12 protein-coding genes are annotated in these 19,063 nt (G+C 41.5%); 4 read left to right on the forward strand and 8 right to left on the reverse strand.

The window, feature by feature from the left end:
• Nucleotide 1: 1 nt before the first annotated feature.
• Genes hisB through IPN35_02720 form a run of 7 tightly spaced genes read right to left on the reverse strand, consistent with a single transcriptional unit; the run spans nt 2 to nt 11,995 of the window.
• Complete coding sequence (gene hisB / locus IPN35_02690; GenBank protein ID QQS59757.1) at nt 2-1,114, reverse strand: bifunctional histidinol-phosphatase/imidazoleglycerol-phosphate dehydratase HisB; 1,113 nt, start codon at nt 1,112-1,114, stop codon at nt 2-4.
• Nucleotides 1,111-2,412 carry a histidinol dehydrogenase gene (gene hisD, locus IPN35_02695; GenBank protein QQS59758.1) on the reverse strand — a complete coding sequence of 434 codons (1,302 nt, stop codon included), beginning with the start codon at nt 2,410-2,412 and terminating at the stop codon, nt 1,111-1,113. The genes hisB and hisD overlap by 4 nt, the downstream gene beginning before the upstream one ends.
• Complete coding sequence (gene hisC, locus IPN35_02700; protein QQS59759.1) at nt 2,409-3,467, reverse strand: histidinol-phosphate transaminase; 1,059 nt, start codon at nt 3,465-3,467, stop codon at nt 2,409-2,411. Before hisC ends, hisD begins: the two co-directional genes overlap by 4 nt.
• A 2-nt stretch (nt 3,468-3,469) precedes the next feature.
• Nucleotides 3,470-4,147 carry an HAD family phosphatase gene (locus IPN35_02705; protein ID QQS59760.1) on the reverse strand — a complete coding sequence of 226 codons (678 nt, stop codon included), beginning with the start codon at nt 4,145-4,147 and terminating at the stop codon, nt 3,470-3,472.
• Nucleotides 4,147-4,776 carry an HAD family phosphatase gene (locus tag IPN35_02710; protein QQS59761.1) on the reverse strand — a complete coding sequence of 210 codons (630 nt, stop codon included), beginning with the start codon at nt 4,774-4,776 and terminating at the stop codon, nt 4,147-4,149. Before IPN35_02710 ends, IPN35_02705 begins: the two co-directional genes overlap by 1 nt.
• Nucleotides 4,773-5,078, reverse strand: coding sequence for a Smr/MutS family protein (locus IPN35_02715; protein QQS59762.1), 306 nt, complete (start codon nt 5,076-5,078; stop codon nt 4,773-4,775). The genes IPN35_02710 and IPN35_02715 overlap by 4 nt, the downstream gene beginning before the upstream one ends.
• A 50-nt stretch (nt 5,079-5,128) precedes the next feature.
• The gene (locus IPN35_02720) at nt 5,129-11,995 is read right to left on the reverse strand and encodes an Ig-like domain-containing protein (protein QQS59763.1); all 6,867 of its coding nucleotides are present in this window, start codon (nt 11,993-11,995) and stop codon (nt 5,129-5,131) included.
• 255 nt (nt 11,996-12,250) lie between these two features.
• Here IPN35_02720 and nusA point away from each other — a divergent pair, with 255 nt between their 5' ends.
• The 4 genes from nusA (at nt 12,251) to IPN35_02740 (ending at nt 18,230) form a co-directional block, all read left to right on the forward strand.
• Nucleotides 12,251-13,405 carry a transcription termination/antitermination protein NusA gene (gene nusA / locus IPN35_02725; GenBank protein ID QQS59764.1) on the forward strand — a complete coding sequence of 385 codons (1,155 nt, stop codon included), beginning with the start codon at nt 12,251-12,253 and terminating at the stop codon, nt 13,403-13,405.
• A gap of 351 nt (nt 13,406-13,756) precedes the next feature.
• The gene (locus tag IPN35_02730) at nt 13,757-14,065 is read left to right on the forward strand and encodes a transposase (protein ID QQS59929.1); all 309 of its coding nucleotides are present in this window, start codon (nt 13,757-13,759) and stop codon (nt 14,063-14,065) included.
• 468 nt (nt 14,066-14,533) lie between these two features.
• A complete protein-coding gene (gene mfd / locus IPN35_02735; GenBank protein QQS59765.1) occupies nt 14,534-17,743 on the forward strand; it encodes a transcription-repair coupling factor in 3,210 nt (1,069 codons plus the stop codon).
• Nucleotides 17,744-17,831: 88 nt separating this feature from the next.
• Nucleotides 17,832-18,230, forward strand: coding sequence for a hypothetical protein (locus tag IPN35_02740; protein QQS59766.1), 399 nt, complete (start codon nt 17,832-17,834; stop codon nt 18,228-18,230).
• 22 nt (nt 18,231-18,252) lie between these two features.
• Here the strand turns inward: IPN35_02740 and IPN35_02745 are convergent, their stop codons facing one another.
• Complete coding sequence (locus IPN35_02745; GenBank protein ID QQS59767.1) at nt 18,253-18,972, reverse strand: DUF389 domain-containing protein; 720 nt, start codon at nt 18,970-18,972, stop codon at nt 18,253-18,255.
• Nucleotides 18,973-19,063: the final 91 nt, after the last annotated feature.

The following is a 19,063-nucleotide window of genomic DNA, read 5'->3' on the forward strand; positions in this document are numbered from 1 at the left end:
ATTATAGAACTCCTTTTGTCGAAGGAATTGCTGTTGAAGAACAATTCACAGCATCTTTCAGACAACGCGCAAAACCTTTAAAACCAGCCTCCACCATGTGATGAGTGTTTTCCCCAGAAAGTATTATGTGAAGAGTTATTTTTGCCGCATCAGCAAAACTCCGAAAAAAGTGAGAAACCATTTCTGTCGGAAAATCACCCACAAATTCACGAGAAAAATCTGCAGAAAAAACGAGAAAAGGACGACCAGAGAGATCGACAGAAATCTCTGCTTTTGCCTCGTCCATAGGAAGAATGCGCTCCCAAGCATATCGCTCAATTCCTCTTGCGTCCCCCAGCGCTTTTCGAAACGCTTCTCCCAGAACAATAGCGACATCTTCTACAGTGTGGTGTTCGTCAATATCCAAATCTCCTTTTGCGGAGAGCGTCACATCCATTCCTCCGTGTCGAGCAAGTTGCTCAAGCATGTGATCGAAAAATCGAATCCCAGTAGAAATATCATATTTTCCAGAACCATCAATGTTCAGTAGTACTGATATTTCTGTTTCGTTTGTTTTTCGAGTTACATTTGCTGTTCGAGGGCTTTTGAGTACCTGTTCGGCAATTTCTTCCCAAGTTATCCCCTCCCCTTTTTCATATTGCACAACATTTTCCAAAAAGGCAGCGGAACGGAGCAAAAAGCCAGAAACGCCAATATTTTTTGCAAATTCTATATCTGTTTTTCGATCACCAATCAGAAGCGAGCGAGAAAGATTAATATCGGGATGCTTCCGAAAAAATGCATCAAAAAGTGCTGTATTCGGTTTTCGACAGAAACATTTTTCTTCTGGAAGATGCGAACAGCAGAGTTCATCACAGAAGAAAATTCCTTCACTCGCTAAAATATCAAATATTTTCTGATTTATTTTCTTGTAATTTTCAAGAGGATTTTGATGACTTCCTAGTCCATCTTGATTCGTAACCATAACGAGAAGGTATCCGGCAGAAGAAAACTTTTTGAGCGCAGAGAGAGTTCCTGGGAGAAAATAAAGCTCCTCTAGAGTATTTATCTGGTGCGTTTTTGGAGGTTCCCAGAGTAATGTCCCATCCCGATCAATAAAGAGAACCTTTTTCATGAAGTAAGGCGCAAAAGAACAGCATTTTTATGGGCATCGAGTCCTTCTACATCAGCAAGAGCTTCTACAATCGGAGCAAGCTCCAAAAGCCCATCATTTCTTACTTCTTGAAACTGAAGAGTTTTTACAAAAGTCTCCACACCTACCGGAGAAGAAAATCGAACGGCTCGACCTGTAGGAAGAGTGTGATTCGTACCAGTTGCATAGTCGCCTAGAGGAACGGAAGTGAGATGTCCCAAAAAAATAGATCCCGCGTTGGTTATTTTTTGAAATATTCGTTCTGGAAATTCGGTACAAATATGAAGATGTTCTGCTCCGTATTCATTGGCAAACAAAATCATTTCTTCTTCAGAAGAAACAAGAAGAATACCATTGTATCCATTTTGAAATGCTTTTTCGATAATTTTTTTTCTTCCGCATTTTGAAAGTTGTTGCGCCAACTCACACTGAACACTTTCTGCCAAGTGGTGAGAAGAAGTGACAAGTGGCATGCAAGAATCTACGCCGTGTTCACAGCGCGCAAGAATATCTGCCGCTAGCCATTTCGCATTTGCGGTTTCATCCGCAAGAAGAAGTCCCTCACTTGGACCAGCAATTATATCGATTCCCACCTCTCCAAACACACATTGTTTTGCCGCCTGCACCCACGGAGAACCAGGTCCGGCAATTTTATCTACTGAAGCGATGGATTCCGTTCCATACGCCATGGCAGCAATAGCGGCAATTCCTCCCACACGATAGATTTCATCAGCACCGGCAATATCTGCCGCTACAATAATTTCGGGATGAAGTCCTGTTGGTGGAAAAAAGACGGCAATCCGAGGAACTTCCGCACATTTTGCAGCGATAGTGAGAAGCTGTGCTGTTGAAGGGAGTGGAGCCGATCCTGCTGGAACGTAAAGCCCAATAGAAGCCATGGAAACTTTTTTGCACCCGACCCGAACTCCAGAAGTTGTTTCCATTTCCCACTGACGATCTGCAAAAACACGCCTTGCCTGCTCTCCATGAAACGCCCTCGAAAGAGCAATCTGTTTTTGAAGCACTTCAAGCGTTTCAGAAGGAAGTGCCTCGTATGCTCTTTTAATGTCTACAGGAGAAACACGAAGATTTTCTAGGGAAAACTGAGGATCATCAAACTGGCGTATATATTCAAGAAGAGCGGAATCCCTTTTTTTTTGAATACGATGAATCCACTCTTTTGTTTTTTCCATAACCGAATCAATATCTGCCTGTGATCTCCGAAAAAATCGGATTCTCGCCTCTCCCACAAGTTCGTTATTAGACAAAAGAGGAATCATATTTTCGTTAAAAAAACAGAAAGTGTTTTAAGAAGAAGAGTGTTTTCCTCTGGAGAACCAATTGAAATCCGAAGACACCCATTAAGACGCGGAACGTGAGAGAAATTGCGCACCACAATACCAACAGAAAGGAGATACTGAAAAACACCTTCTGAATCGGAAAATTGAATAAGGAGACTATTACTATCACTCGGAAATATCTTAAGCACATTTGAAAAACGAGCAAGCTCACGGAAAAGACGATTTCGCTCCAAAAGAATGGTCTCTTGCTCCTGCAAAAAACGAGAAGGATCTGCGAGTCGAGCCAACACATATTTCGCCGTAAGCACGTTGATATGGTATGGCATTTTTATCCGAAAAAGGAGACTTGTCATCTCTGAAGACGAAAAACACATTCCAAGACGAACTCCTGCCATTCCCCATGCTTTAGAAAAGGTTTGTGTAATAGCAAGCCGAGGGAATTCCGAAAGCCGAGGAAGAAAACTCTTTGCTGGACAAAAATCGATATATGCTTCATCGAGAACAGCAATCCCCTGAAATTCCCGAAGAATTTTTTCAATTCTTTTGGAACTCATAGCGTTTCCCGTGGGATTGTTGGGCGAGCAGAGGAAGAGAATTTTTGCCTTTTTTGCCTCTGCTAGTATTCGAGAAACATCAAGATCAAAAGCATCATCAAGAGGAAGAGAAATATGAGAGACATCATTCATATCCGCTACAACCCGATACATTCCAAAGGTAGGAGAACAAAAGACAATGGCATCTTTTTTGGGAATACAAAAAATACGTGTAAGCGCATCGAGTATTTCATCTGATCCGTTTCCCAAGGCAATGTTTTCTGGAAGCACCGTACAAGAAAACTGCTCCGATTTTTGACGAGCAATTTTTTCCACGAGTTCTTTTTGAGTGGGATCGGGATAGCGATTGGTGATATTGTCGCCGAAAGGATTTTCGTTGGTATCTAAATAGACACACGCTTTTCCAGAAAACTCTGATTTTCCCGAGGAATAAGAAGTAAGGCGCAAAATATTTGGTCGAACGAGAGAAGAGAGGTCCATGCTTAAAAAAAGAGTTCTGAAAAATCGGAAAAGACAAAATCGGCAGGAGAAAGATCTTGCGATTTATTTCTTCCATTATCGTATGCACCAACAATCATTCCTGCACGTTTTCCGGCAAGAATGCCGTTATGAGAGTCTTCCAAAACAAGACACTCTTCTGGTGCAATACCCAATTTTTCCGCTGCCTTGAGGAAAATATCCGGTGCTGGTTTTCCTTTTCCATTCACGTCTGTTGCGGACACAATCGCCCCAAAATGATGAGTGATATTGTTCTGCATAAGAGCGGTTTCTACCCACTCTCGTTCCGAAGCACTCGCCAGGGCAGAGGGAATTCGAGAAGTGACATGTTCCAAAAATGCTAACGCGCCAGGCATGAGCGAAACGGTTTTGTAGATTTCTTCATTCACAAACGAAACACGACGACTTCGAAATACTTCGTACGATTCTGGCATATTGCGGGTTTCGGAGAGTATTTCGTATACTCCCAAAATGCTCGATCCGTGAAATTGCGCATAAAGTGATCCGCTGGGATCAACAGCGTATTCGCGGAGAAACTCTTTGTCGGCAGAAATCCACGCATCATACGAATCGACGAGCACGCCATCCATATCAAAGAGAATTGCGGAAAATTCCGACAGAGAAGAATGTGTTTTTAAAGATGCAAACGGAAAAAGAGGCATCAGAATAACAGAGAAGAAAAATCGGAAAAAACAGCATCAGCGCGAGAAAGATCTTGATCTCTATTTGCTTCGGAAGAAAGAGCATATACCGTCATTTTTGCATTTTTTGCCGCCACAATTCCCACTTTGGTATCTTCTAAAACAAGACACTCTTCTGGTGCGATGCCCAATTTTTCCGCCGCTTTGAGGAAAATATCCGGTGCTGGTTTTCCACGATGTCCAACATCATCGGCGGTTACCACGGCAGAAAAAAAGTGTCCGATTTGGTGGTGTAAAAATACCGCATCAATCGCTTCTCGAACAGAAGAGGTTCCAATAGCAAGCGGAGTTTTTAGAGAAATTCGCTCCAAAAATTCTCGAACACCAATCATCAGTGGCGCTTTTGGAAAAATTTCTTCCAAACTATAGCGAATACGGAACGCGCGAAATTCCTCAAAAGACATGGAGAGTTGATATCGCTCTCGCAAAAGTTCGTATACTCCCAAATGCCCCTTCCCCTGATACTCAGGTGAAGCATCTTGATATTTAGGAAACATCTTTGAAAAATGGAGAATGTCTTGCGATTTCCAAAGCGGTTCGGAGTTAATGAGTACGCCATCCATATCAAAAATAATCGCGGAAAATTTCATTGTAAAAACAGAATATCAAAAATCCCATCCCCTTCTTCAACCGAAAACAAAAATCCACGCGCTTTTTCTTGGAGAAGAAATTGCTTTATTTCGAGAAAGAGAATGGAAAACCCAGCGAGAGATTTTCTTCCGTGTCCGGTAATAATGCGGACTTTAAGAAGTTTTTCTTGACGACACTGCCGTAAAAAAAATACCGATTCCGAAAGTGCCTCTCGCACGAAAAATCCATGAAGATCGAGTTCTCGCTGTGGGTTTTGAGGGTATGGGATAGGACAATCGCCAAGATACTTTTCCCCTGCCATTTCCGGAGTAAGTTCCGGAGAATACTTTTTAAAAATTTCCTCTAAATCCATCATCGTGGTGCGGTCACTTCAAAAAGCCCTCCTGCCGTTCGTCCGAAAATCTCGGGAGCATCCATTTCTTCTGCTCGAGCTGGCGGATGAGCAAATGTTCCTTCGTGTGTCGCTCGAAGAAAGTAAGAATATGTATACACCCCTGGAGAAAGGTATTCTGCGTAGAGCACTAATCGGTCATCACGAATTTCCGTATGTGTCCAAGGAGACCCCCATTGCCACGGATTCGCTGGTCTCATTTTTCCGGAAAACGCGGGTGTTTTCTCAGAAAAACCAATTCCCATAGTGCCTTCGGAAGAAAGTGGAATAATTGGCGGATTATTTTCGGAATTCAAACGCTGATCCGTTGTTTTGAGTGTGAAATTCACGATTTCCGTTCCTGCTGGAATAGGAACCTCTACTGCCACAAGGTGCCGATCGACTGGAGTAGAAATCGTAACTTCTCCCCGAAGCACTTCTCCACGCTCTGCGGTAGAAACCGATTCTGTTTGCGTATTATTTCCTTGGTGGAAGTATTCTCGGCGAATCCCAAGCCCTTCTTCTCGAGCAAGGATTTGTGCCGTTGGAAGAAAATATTTAAGAAGCATTTCGTAATAGAGCGTCCCCTCTCCTGTCTTCTTGAAGAATTCAATAGGAAGTCCTTCATGATGTGTCACAATATCTTGAGTTCGTATTTTGACGGTATGAACATCAAAAAGAGTTTCGGAACTCATAGCGTACTCTTGAATCACTCGCCCATCGGCAATGACCTTTGCTTCATAATCGGCGAGATATTCTTTTGTAGAGTGAAGATAGGCAACAAGCGCGTTGAGTACCATAGCAGTCGAAGAGGTATCTCCCCATGAGCCATCTTTTCGAGAACGGAGAAGCCAGCGAACAATTCTAGAGAGAACAGGATTTTCGGCAGTTTTTGCGCCATTTTCTTCTTGTGCAATAAGTGCATTGAGAAAAGAAGCAGTCAAAAATGGCGCAGAGTTTCCGGCGGGACTCCATCCGCCTTCTGAAGCGAGAAACGATCCACGCGGATCTATTTCGAGTTGAGCAAGAAGCCCATCGGTTAACTCTGAAATAGCAGAGTGATTGACATCTCTGAGGAGGAGTGCTTGGAGAAGCGCAAGTTTTCCAGAAGTTGAAAGAAGTTTTTGATGATCTTTCTCAAGCAAAAATTCTTGAAGTGGAAGAATGTCAGATAATTCGGGGTTAAATGCAGAAAGCGCAAAAAGTGCTACCGCACGCTGATCTGCCTGATATGAATTTTCGAGCTCTCCTTTTGTTTCTACAAGATCCTGTTTCTGTAAATAGTACGATGTGAGAAACGAGAATGCGCGTTCTGGCACCGAACTCTCAAAGGAGATATTATTCCGTTTCAGTATTGGGTATATCGCTAAAACACGGGCTGTTAGGTCTGGAGAAGTCTCTCGAGATCCCTCCCAATAGGCCCACCCACCATCAAAGCGCTGTAATTTTTCAAGCTTTGAAATAGATTCAGAAAGAGCGTTGGGCAATGAAATATGATTCCCTTGCGCGTCAAAAATTTTTGGCTCTGCAAGATGCCCGTTAAAACCAGGAAGAGAGGTTGCTTCTTGGTAGAGTACCATTCCCAAAACTCCGTCAGCAATGGAACCAGCAGAAGAGAAAGAAAAAGAGAGAATCGACTGTAATCCACTCTCAAGATAATTCGCAATAGTCGCCGAAGTAGAAATAGTGAGCGATCCTAAATTTGGAAGAACATCTGACGAAAGACGAACTCCTTCTGTGCGAATTCCTTCAGAAACTGCTCCAGAAGTAGCGACTGCTTCAGGATGAGAAGGAGCAAGAATAGGAATTTCCGTATGAACACTATCACGAAGAGACTGAGAATTTGCTGTTATGGTGACGGAAAGATTTTTATCTGGATTTCCCGAAACACGAATAGGAAAGAGTATTTCCTGCTCTGTTCCTTTTGGAAGAGAAATCGAAGTTGCGTTTTTCTCTGCTGTTGCGTTTTCTGTTTCGAGAACGACAAATACCTCTTGATTAGATTCTGATTCGTTTCGTACATTTGCACGGAGAAAGAGAGTATCTCCTGTGCGTACAAAACGAGGAACTTGCGGACGAATAAGAAGAGGCTTCGAAACAGTAATTTCTTTCACCTTTTCTCCTACTCGAAATTTTGGGTCAATACCAATAACGAGAATATTCCAAGTTGTTAGATTATCTGGAAGAGGAATTTTGAGTTCTGTTTTTCCATTTTTATCTGTCTCAACAATGGCAGAAAAATATGCCGTATCTTTAAAATCGCTTCGGGGAGTTCCTTCAGGCGTAGAAGGAGCATACTCATCAAAAGCCATAGAAGAAGCCCCTGCAGTAGAAGGTGCCATTGCTTTTTCTGTCCGCACAAACATGGCATCTCCATCTGTTTTTGAAATCATCTTTTCTTTTGAAGGAAATTGAGCAATTTTCAAACTACTTATAAGCGTTTGAACAAAAGACATTCGTTCCCCGTAGAAAAAGGAAACAATGTTTTCTCGAACGGAATCAAACAAGGCGAGATTCGCCTTATCGGTAACAATAACGGCAAACTCTGCGCCTTCTTCAGATACAACAGAGAGGTGCATTATTTCCCCCGGAAGATAGCTTTCTTTATCAGTTTCAAGACGAATAGGAAGGAGTTTTTCTTCTGGAGAAACCGCAAGAGATAGCTCTCCCGTTGCAATAGCTGGTGAATCTCCAAACTCATGCCCTGTAAGAGAGATAATAATATTAGGAATCATATCTTCAGTAATTTTTACATCAATAGCATTCCCCATTTCGTCTCCTGAAAATGTTTGAAGCGAATGGAGAATATCTCGTTCTTGAGAGAGGAAATAGGTACTTGTTTCAGTGCGAAGTGGAGTTACAACAGAAATATGCGCCGTATCCCCCACTTTGTATTCACTCTTATCCGCTCGAAGATCAATACTCTGCTCCTCTAGGCGACTCAAATCGACATAATCTTTTTGTGTCACAAAAAACGAAACACTAGATCTCTGTTTTTCTCCTCGTTCATCGGTAATTTCTGCAAAAATACGATAATTTCCGGGCATGTCTTCTGCTGGAGAAAAGTGAAATACTGACCGTCCGTGTTCATCGGTAGTAAGAGATTCATCACGAACGACCTCTTCCGCAATATGGTATCTTCGTCCCCACGAAGAAGAGGAATCTTCTTCTTGACGCTCATAGACGACAAATACTCGAAAAGATTTTTGAGAGAGAGGTTTTCCATTTGTATCAACAACAACCATATCAAACAGATTTTCTTCTCCCACTTTTCCCGACCAAGATTTTGGTTTTATCCCAACGAGCTCTCGAGTAGCGTGCGCAATAAAAGAAGCAGAAGAAAATATGGGATTTTTATTGCTGTCTTCTGCTGTTACTTCGTATGTATAGCGTTTACTTTCGTGTACCGGTTCGAGAGAAATATCATCTCCTTTTGATACTGGAAAAGAAGGTTTTTCCTCTTGAAACGGAAGATCTATTTTATGTTCCAAAATAATCTGCCCGTTTTTGTCTAGGGTCTTTTTTTCTTGTAATATTTGTTCTGGTTCGTTCCAAAAAGGAGGCGGAAACATTTTCGATTGAGAGTCATAAGAATCATACGGAAGAAAAATAGGTTCTTCTCCAAACACAAATCCCTCCTCTTCCGTAAAGCGATCAAAATGATATGATTCTCTCTTCAAAGAAACATTAAGATCGCCTCCCGAAAGGGGCGATCCAAAATAATATTCTCCAGAAACGTCTGTTTTTGCCGTCTCTTGCGAGAAAACATCATCTTTTTTGGGAGTGACTTCAAGAGAAAATTCCGGCTTGCGATATTCCTCTGTTTGAAATGGAGCAGAAAAACAGGCATCTGTATCTGTACATAGCTGAAGAGAACCCGTTCCAAGCGCAACATCACTTGCAAGATGAAATGCAAAAGAAGTTGAACCAAGAGTATCTGTCGTAAAGGATTCTCCTATCGGTATTTCATTCCCACGAGCATCATATACTTGCAGAGAAATAGATTTTTCAGAGAGTGGCTCATAATGGGCATCATCATCTTTCACAAAAATGGCCTTCCCCTGAACCGTGTCACCAGGACGATAAATAGGGCGATCAGTAAAAATATAGGCGCGATCTGGAACACCTGAAAGTGGATAGTGCTGTGGAGAAAGAGAGGAGTCACTTCGTACAAACACCGCATCTCCCGATGATGATGTCGCCACAAATGCGTCAAATTGTTTTCCATTTTCAGATACAGTAAGTGTTCCTTGTGAATCGGTTTTTCCAAAATCTTCAGAATGTATTTTTTGTGTCCCGTCCTTATTCCACTCGAAAGAAAATCCCGAGATTTCTGCAGAAGAAACTGGTTCTCCTGTGGAAAGAGAAAAAACAGAAGCAGAGACATTTTTCCTATCATTTTTTACGAAAAGTGCGAGATCAGTAACCTGGGCAAGCGTAACAACATGGCGGGGAACTTCTTTTGGTCCCAAAACAGCACCAAGTCCTCCTTGAAAAATGGTTTCTGTAAATCGCGGATTTGTAGCGGAAAGAAAATAGGGTCCGGGCCGAAAATCATTTCCCAAGACCTCTCGAAGGTTAATTTCGGGATACATTTCTTCCCACGGACGATTCGGTAGAGAAAGAGGAACTGTTCGAAGAACTAAGCAGTCTTTGCTATTTGGTTCCCAATCAGAGGAGGAGTAAAAGTGAGGTTCTTGTTGAAAAAACACTTCTGGCGATAGTGCACAGATATCAACAGAAAGTTCTTCTGGAACATTCATCGTGCGAAACACTACAACAGGACGTATCTCAGCAGGAAGTACGGAAATATCATATGAGAGCGGTTCAATGTGAATATCCTCATTTTTGAGTGCACCTGTTGTGTGAGAAAACAAGAAGGCATCAAAAATTTCTTGCCCATACACGTCAGGTACCCCTTTTTTTAAGAGGAACCGATATTCTGTTTCAAAGGCAAGCCTACCAGAAATGCGAAGAGCATATTTCCCCGCATACGATGGCACTTGGCAATACACTTGATCGAGTGTATTTTTCTCTTTTGGGAATTGCGATTGATCTTTTTCTACTGCAACCGTTTCAAGCTCAATTTCTCCCAGAGGTGTTGGGGTAATTTCAAGAAAATCTCGTGCTTTTTCTGCATCAATTGGTGTTTCAGAAAAGAGACATATTTCCCGATACGATTCTTTTTGCGCATGCGCCCCGATCATTTGAGGTTTTGGAGCAACAACAAAAGAAATTGTTTCTGGATTTTTTAGGGTAGAAACTCGCCCTTCCCATCCTTCTGGAATCGTCAATTCGGGGCGATCATCATCGGGAAGCACTGTATACGAGAGTCCTTCTGAAAAATGTATATCGTATGTTTTTCCATTATCGAGTGGATTTTTGAGGGAAATCGTCATGCGTCGCGGATCTGATTCTTTTTCACATTCCTCATCCCATCCTCGTTTTTCCACGTCCCTACAGCGTAAGGCGGTTTCAAGAAGAATATCTTCCTCAGAAACATTGGAAATCGAAAGATGAGATTTTACTTCTTCGATATTCTTTGGAGGCATGTCAAATACCAAGAGGATTTTTGGGCTTGGCCCGACTACGAGAGAAGAAGAATCTGTCGAAAACTTGGAATATTCGGGTTCTATATGAACAAAAGGAAGTGTAGAAAAATCCGTTACCAGTGACCCCTCGGTTTTAAAGGTCCCCTCAGTTCCCAAAACACCAGATTCAAGCCATATTCGATACCGTTCAGAATATCCCCAAAAATCTTCTGGCGGACGAGCATCTATCAGAGAGGTGTCTTCTTTTTTCTCTCCATCTTGCTCATAGATTCCGTATTTGACAGAGACAGCAGATGGATCCGAAAGAATGCCACCACCCATTCGAAATGCGCTTTGGAATTTTGAAAGAAAAACGGGCTGATCAAAAGCAATACGAAGTGGTGAAAACGGATGGAGCGTTTCAACACCCCTCGTGAGCAAATGAATTTGTGGCGTGCGAATGGTAACGGTTTTTCCTTCGGCAAGAATAAGACCGTTTGGAGTTACAAATCCATCGGGAACAGAGATGGCGATCTCAGAAGAACGTGGAAGACGATGCTCCACTAATTCCCCTTCTTGAAGCTCTATTCCATCGGGAAAAGTATCTGCCGGCATCTGCCCCTGAACCTGAAGAATACTGGTTCCAGCGAGTCGAAATCGGTGTGGAAAGTCGGGGGAAATCGCAATATCAAATGTCTGCTTCTCAAGATCATCAATAGTAGTGAGTTCTGCAATTGGCTGATTAAAGATAATACTCACATCCGTTCCCGTTTCAACCTCTTGTCCATCAGCAGGAAGAATGGTAAGGATTTTAAGTTCATCGTTTCGGGTGAAGGTTTTTTGAATCGCCTCTGGAAGATTATTGCCCTCTGCATCAAGTGCGTCAGAAGTAATCTCTGTTTCGTAGGTTGTTCCTACGGAATATTCTTCTTCGGGAGTAAAAGTAAATGACTTCCCTTCTTCATCCCATGAAAAACTTCCGGGAACACGAGGAGAGAGTGCAAAAGCATTTTCTACCGACTGTTTATCCATTGTCCGATTGAACGAAAAAGTAATGGGCAATTTTCCTCCGACTTCTTGTGAATCGTTCGGAAGAGTAGAAGAGAGAAGAACCGGAAAGGAGGAGATTTCCTCTGTTTTTGGAATATCATCGAGAATGGCAAATCCTTCTTCATCTACAAGCGGACGATGTTCTTCTTTGGGAAGAATTCGAGGAGCACTGCCTGAGTCATCAATCATTTTTGGATCGGAGTTTTGGAAAAAACATCCTCCAAAAAAAAGAAGGAGGAAAAGGGAGGGGAGAAAAATACGTTTCATAGCTATGAAAAAGCAATATGGAAAATAGCAAATTTTTCGGATATTGTCCTCTTTTTTACAAGAATTGTGATCTTTTTTAATCTTGCAAAATAAGAGCGGGATTTTTAGCCCAAATTTTTTATTTTTGCTGATCACCAAGAAATTTTCTTGATTTTAGAATGGAGTTCTGAAAGAATAAAGACAAGCTAGAAAAGTATTTTTTTATGAAGAAGTAAGCACGAGAAGAGCTTGCTCCTTTTCTTTTTTTATATTTCGATGGATAAAGGAAAGTTTATTGCGGCACTTACGCAAATTGCCGCAGAGAAAAATTTGGATGAAGACATTGTTCTTGAGGCAGTGAAAATGGCGATTACTGCCGCATATCGAAAAGATTATGGGAATAAGGATCAGGAGATAGAAGTCATATTGCGAGATGACGCGCAGTTCGCAAGTATTTTGCAAATCAAAGAAGTTGTAGAAGAAGTGGAGAATGAAAACTTTGAGATTTCTCTAAAAGAAGCGCAGAAAATAAAAAGTGGAGTGGAATTGGGAGATGAAATTCGGATTGATGTTACGCCAATTGAATATGGGAGAATCGCGGCACAATCTGCAAAACAGGTTATTCTTCAGCGTCTTCAGGAAGCCGAACGAACGGCGCTCTTTCAGCGTTTTAAAAGTCGACAAGATTCATTGCTCACTGCAAGTGTAAGCCGTGTAGAAGGATCACACATATTTCTTGACATCGAAAAAACAACAGTACTTCTTCTTCCACGAGATCAAATTTCTAATGAGAAACTTTTTCCAGGACGACGAATTCGAGTCTATCTCGAAAAAGTACAGCAAACAAGTAAGGGGCCTCAGCTCAAAGTTTCTCGAACGCATCCCCGACTTATCGAACTTCTTATGCATCAGGAAATCCCTGAAATTGAGCACAAAGAAGTAGAGATTCGTGCGGTAGCAAGAGATCCTGGAGTTCGCTCAAAAGTGGCGGTTTCTTCTGGAGATCAAAAAGTCGATCCTGTGGGAGCATGTATCGGACAACGAGGAACAAGAATTGCTCCTATCATGGATGAACTTTCAGGAGAGCGCGTTGATGTTATTGAATGGAGCAATGATCCCACCATGCTTATTGCTCGAGCATTGCAACCAGCAAAAATTAATAACGTCGTTATTGTTATTCCCGAAGAAGGAACCGATCCAAATACCGGTCGTCGCGTTAAAAAACGCGCCGCTGTTTTTGTGGAAGAAGTGGAGCGCGCCATGGCAGTAGGGAAGCGTGGACAAAATATCCGCCTCGCGAGTGAACTCACTGGCTTTGAACTCGACATGTATAACGCGGAAGAATACGAGCCATTTCTTTCAAAGCTCCAAGAGATTCAACAAGTCCCTTCTTCGAAAAAGAAAGAAGTTTCCTCGGAATCAAACGAATAGATATTCTGCTCTTAGCATTCTAATAATGGAAATAGAAAAGGAAATTTCTAAGCGGATCTATAGCTATGAAGATCCCAAAAGAGTTTCTTTTTCCAGAAAATATCCTTTTCTAAAAAGACAATTATTTTTTTGCGCCATAATGCAAGAAGCCTTCAAAATTTTCTCGATTTCAGAATAAAGCACACAAGAAGGAATACTTTTTTCGATTATGTGGTGGCAAGAGATCAATCTGTATTGAGACGCAGACTCGGAGATAGTAGCCCAAATACAAGAACAAAAAAATATGGCTCTTGAGTAGAAAAATCAAAAACAGCAAAACTTTTAGGGCTAAACCGAAGAAACTATTGATAGATATTTCAACATCTTTCGGGAGAAAATCACCCTGTATGCTATCGTATAAAGAAAGAGTCCGGAGAGTTTGAACTCGATGAGAGTTATTGTGGAGTAAAAAGAGTCCGAGGAAAAAGAGGGAGAGGAGCAGTAGGAAAAACACCGATATTTGGAATACTGAAGCGAGAAGAAAAAATATCGGTGGCTATCATAAAGAAATGTAACAAGGAAGAGCTGCTACCGATCATACAAGAGAAAATACTCGAAGGTTCTACGATCCATACCGATGGATGGAGAGTATATGATGGACTCATTCCTCAATGGCTATAATCATTACCGTGTTTGTCATTCCATGATATGAGTTTTGTCGAAGCAAATGTCATGTAAGTGGAATAGAATCCTTCTGGTCATTTGCCAAAAGGAACTATAAAGACCAAGGTCTTTATGATAAAATGCCAAAGACCTTAAGAAGATTCTAAAATCTGCTACTCAAGAGCCAAATAAATTTCTTTTTTTACAAGAAGAATGAATGTTGGAAATGAAAGAGAAATTTATTCCTCAAAAAACAAATGCAAAACCAAAGAGAAAATCTCAAAAACTAAAAGGAAGAAATATTTGCATCTTTTCAGGAAAGTGTGAAAAAATAAGGGGTGTGAGGGCGTTTTTTGAAAATAAAAAGACACTACTCAAAAAGATCCATTTTCCTTCCAATTTTTCTCTTCCTGTTTCCAGAATATCCCCTCTGGAACGAGTGATGAACACCGTTTCATCCTCCCCTATTTTTTCAGTATCCATTCTGTGTTTTCCCCATCGCTTTCCTCTCGTAACGATTTTTGCAAAATCGCCGCGTCGCTTCCTCCGAAGTCTTCCTTTTCGGGACTTGCGAATTCTTCTGCAAAACTTGCCCTTATCACCTTTCTGCTCGAAAACGCAGAGGTGTATCGTGACGTAAAAAATATTGTCTTTATTCCTCACGAATCGTCAGAAATACACGAAATAAAAGGATATGCGTCTCTTTTTCTTGATCCCGAAAAATATCGAATTTTCAGCCTTCCATTAAGAGATGCACGTGACGAAGCAAAGGTAGAATGGGTTATTGCGCTGGCACAATCGAAGGGATTTTCTGGGAAAAATATCTTCCTTCTTCCCGAAACAGACGCTCTTTCAGAGGGATTTCCACTTGCAGAAAAAATAGCGCGCCACCAACTCATCATTCAAAAAGAAGATGTTTTCGAACCACTTCATCTCTTTAACCGTCTCATCAGTATGGGATTTGAGGTGTCGCCAGATGTAACACTTCAAAAAGGACAATATCGTCGAAGTGGAGATGTTATTGATGTTTTTCCTGTGGGCGCGGAATACCCTTTTAAAATAGAATTTGAGTTTGATCGGATAAAAAATATTTGGTCTTTTTCTCTTCAAGACAAAAAGATTATTAAGAGTTTTTCGCGACTTACGGTGTATCCTGTAAAGGTAGAAGCCCAAGGAAGACCTTTTTATGAGGTTTTATCTCAAGATGACCTCGTTATAACAGATGATGTTGATTCACTTCCGGGAGACTTTTTTTCTCGGTCACCGTCAAAAATATTAGAGTTCACGCCTTTTCCCGAACGGAGCGAAGAAGAGCACTACCAAATGCGCTTTCTTTCTGTACTCAAGTTCTATAATTTATTCGATCTTCTTACAGATTTTCGTGCAAAACTGAGTAATGGGTATCTGATTTTTGTTTTTACAAAACGTATTGAAGAGCTCAGTGGCATTCTCCTCGAAGAAAAAATCCCCTTTACTTCTGAAACTCCCGAAAAACCTTCTGAAGGTCTTTTTCTGATTGACGCAGACAGTGCGGAACACATGCCATCAAGTTTTCAGAACCCAGATCAAAAAATCCTCTTCCTAACGGATCGAGAAATTTTTCAGCTCCGGAGAAGTCGAAAACAAAAATCACTTGACAAGCTCAACCTTGAGTTCTTAACAAGTCTTAAAGTAGGAGATTATGTTGTGCACATGGATCATGGAATCGGGCATTTTTTGGGCGTTACAGAGCAAGAAATAGATGAACATATCCGAGAATACTTAGAAATCGCTTATGCCGGAACCGACCGGCTTTTTGTCCCCGTTGATCAGGCAGACAAAGTCTCTCGCTTTCTCTGTGAAGAAGGTGATGAGCCAAAACTCAATCGCTTGGGATCTGCGGAATGGGAGAATGTTCAAAAAAAGGCAAAAAAAGAAACGGAAAAAGTTGCAAAAGAACTCCTCCGTCTCTATGCAGAACGCGAACAGGCACGAAAAACTTCATTTTTGTCAGATACAAAGATTCAGCAAGAATTCGAAAAAACATTTCCTTACGAAGAAACCCCAGGGCAAATGTCTGCTATTGCAGATGTAAAACGAGATATGGAATCGGAAAAACCAATGGATCGTCTTGTTTGTGGAGATGTTGGATTTGGAAAAACAGAAGTCGCTATTCGAGCGGCATTTAAATGTGTACAGAGCGGACGACAAGTCGCGCTTATTTCTCCCGTAACCATTTTAGCGCAACAGCACTATGAATCGTTCTCAAAGCGCATGGAACACTTTGGAGTTCGAGTAGCAGCGCTTTCGCGTTTTAAAACCGCCTCAGAACAAAAGAAAACCCTTCAAGATCTTGAATCTGGAAAAATTGACATTGTCATTGGAACACACAGACTCCTTCAGCCAGATGTCTCATTTCGCGATTTGGGAATCTTGATTATTGATGAAGAACAGCGCTTTGGTGTGAAGCAAAAAGAAAAATTTAAGGAACTCCGAAAAAATGTAGATATTCTTACGCTTACAGCAACCCCAATTCCACGCACCCTAAACTTAGCGCTCAACAAACTTCGTGATATCTCCACTATCACCACTCCACCACCAGGAAGATTGCCGGTCATTACTGAAGTGCGAAAATATTCTGACCGGCTTATTCAAGATGCTTTGCGACACGAACTCCAGCGAGATGGACAGGTATATTTTCTCCATAATCGTGTCAGCACCATTGAGAGTGTTGCCGATAAAATTCGGAATCTCGTTCCAGAGGCGCACGTTGTCGTGGGACATGGACAACTCGGCTCACAAGATTTGGAACAGCGGATCCTCGATTTTAAAGAGAAGAAATATAATGTTCTCGTTTCGAGCACCATCATCGAAAACGGCATCGATCTCCCCAACGCAAACACCATGATTGTGATGAATGCAGAACGTTTTGGGCTTTCGCAGTTGTACCAGCTCCGTGGAAGAATTGGTCGTGGAAAACGTCAAGCGTTCGCCTATTTTCTCTACCAAACCCAAAAACTTGGAGTAGAGGCAAAAAAACGACTTCGTGCCATTGTTGAGGCAAGCGAACTCGGAAGCGGTTTTCAAATTGCTATGCGAGACCTAGAGATTCGTGGCGCAGGAGATGTACTTGGGGTTAATCAGGCAGGAACGGTTAACGCAGTAGGAGTAGGGTATTTTGTGCGACTCCTCAATGAAACGATTCGAAACATGAAAGAAGGAAAAAAACTGGAACAACCCGAAGAAGCAGAAAGTGTTACTATTGAACTCCCAATAGATGCGTATATTCCTAGTAGCTATGTTGCCGATTCGAAAGAGAAAATTCTTGCGTATCAAAATTTGGCGGCAGTACAAACGGAAGAAGATCTTCGAGAAATTGCAGATGATTTTTCAGAGGAATACGGAAAAATTCCTCGTGAAGTGCGAATGCTCCTCAGGGTGATTGAACTCAAAATTCTTGCACGACAAGCAAATATTCTCGCTGTGCGCTCCGTACCTGTTGGAAGAAATGATCGAGAAATTCATCTGATTCTTGGAAAAAAAGTAAATGCTTCTCAAATTATGAATCTCCTCAAACATCAGGAGAAATGGTTTGTTTCGAGTGATAAGCTCAAAATTTCTCTCAAAGACCTCGGGATGGATTTTATAGGAGAACTCAAAAAGGCTCTGGAATATCTCTCCACCGATAAAAAAGAGAAAAAGGAAGCCGTTTCATAAGAGCCATAAAAAAAGATATTGTCATCAGGTTTTCTTTGACGGAAGGCGTATTTTTTCAGAGAATTTGGCTCCTTTTAATTCTTAAATAATGGAGAAATTACAAGTGGCTATTGCTTTCATTACTGCACTTTCCTTACCATCCTCAGCTACGGCTACTGACATTGGAGAAATCAATGCGACCATGCGCTCAGAAGCAGGAAAAATTATTCCTCTTTCTCCAGCGATTAACCCAAGCGCTCTTCCATCGCTCCCACATCATCAAGACTGCTTTGAGAGATTTATCAGTGAGCAGGCATATACACGAGAAGAGGGAATAGGAAAGGCAAGAAAATTAGTAAAGTGCGCTTCTCCAACAATAAAAAAAACTACAGAAAGTATACAAGGAGCAGTAAAAAAGGTTTCAGGAGAATTGATCCAGCTCGAAAGGGTTGATGCTACATCCGAAGGGTTAATAGCAAAATTTCGAGTCAAGATTCCAAGCAACTAATCACTCATATCCTTTCCTTCTTCTACTCGGAAATGTGAAGATCTTCCTCTTCTTGACGAATTTCATCTCGCACACGTCGAAATCCAAGGAGAAGAAATGCAGAAACCGCACCAAAAATAAGACAAAAGAGGTTAAATGAGAAAGCAAAAAGAAAATCTTGAATGCGATCAATGTTCCCAATTCCCAAAAGAACACCAAAAAAACTAACTCCGGGGATAAGGGATACCGCAATAGCAATACCAATAAGATTGAGTTGATTCACAGGACGGAGCCACGAGTATACAGCCGCAAAACCCGAAAGAAACGCAGAAAGAAGAAGAAAAACATCATATCGCTGAAAACGAAGGGAAAACTCTCGAACATCTAGTGTATTCCCAAAGAGAAGGAGAAGTTTTACAAAAAGCCCAGAGGCCGCCACTACAAAAAGAATACCGCCAAAAAAGCTTGTGGCGGCATAGAGAGTGAGACGAGTGTTTAAAAGAGAAAGCCCTGCGGCAAATGAAAGTACAGGGTTAAGAAGTGGCGCTAAAACCATAGCAGCAATAAGAAGAGGAATATCATCAAGCAAAATTCCGAGTGTGGCGATAAGTCCCGAAAGAAGGCACATCACAAAATATTCTGACTTTAATCGTGATCCCTGAATAAGCTGATCAGCTGCTTCTCGAGCCTTCCGACTTGTTTCCATGCGAATTTTCCAACGGTTCAAATTTGGAAGAGGAATGGGTGTATGCGCAAAGGACAACCATTTTTTTCTGGAGAACATTCTTGTTGTGAAAGACAGAGAATCTTCAAATTATAGCGAAAAGAAGAGTCTTTCTCAACTATTCTGCCAT

It is taken from the genome of Candidatus Peregrinibacteria bacterium (genome assembly GCA_016699755.1).
GTDB lineage: Bacteria > Patescibacteriota > Gracilibacteria > CAIRYL01.

Bases quoted from the DNA above. Each gene is read 5' to 3' on its own strand.
- IPN35_02720 (QQS59763.1), bottom strand. From the start codon at position 11,995: ATGAAACGTATTTTTCTCCCCTCCCTTTTCCTCCTTCTTTTTTTTGGA.
- hisB (QQS59757.1), bottom strand. From the start codon at position 1,114: ATGAAAAAGGTTCTCTTTATTGATCGGGATGGGACATTACTCTGGGAA.
- hisC (QQS59759.1), bottom strand. From the start codon at position 3,467: ATGGACCTCTCTTCTCTCGTTCGACCAAATATTTTGCGCCTTACTTCT.
- IPN35_02710 (QQS59761.1), bottom strand. From the start codon at position 4,776: ATGAAATTTTCCGCGATTATTTTTGATATGGATGGCGTACTCATTAAC.
- nusA (QQS59764.1), top strand. From the start codon at position 12,251: ATGGATAAAGGAAAGTTTATTGCGGCACTTACGCAAATTGCCGCAGAG.
- hisD (QQS59758.1), bottom strand. From the start codon at position 2,412: ATGATTCCTCTTTTGTCTAATAACGAACTTGTGGGAGAGGCGAGAATC.
- IPN35_02715 (QQS59762.1), bottom strand. From the start codon at position 5,078: ATGGCAGGGGAAAAGTATCTTGGCGATTGTCCTATCCCATACCCTCAA.
- IPN35_02705 (QQS59760.1), bottom strand. From the start codon at position 4,147: ATGCCTCTTTTTCCGTTTGCATCTTTAAAAACACATTCTTCTCTGTCG.
- IPN35_02740 (QQS59766.1), top strand. From the start codon at position 17,832: ATGGAGAAATTACAAGTGGCTATTGCTTTCATTACTGCACTTTCCTTA.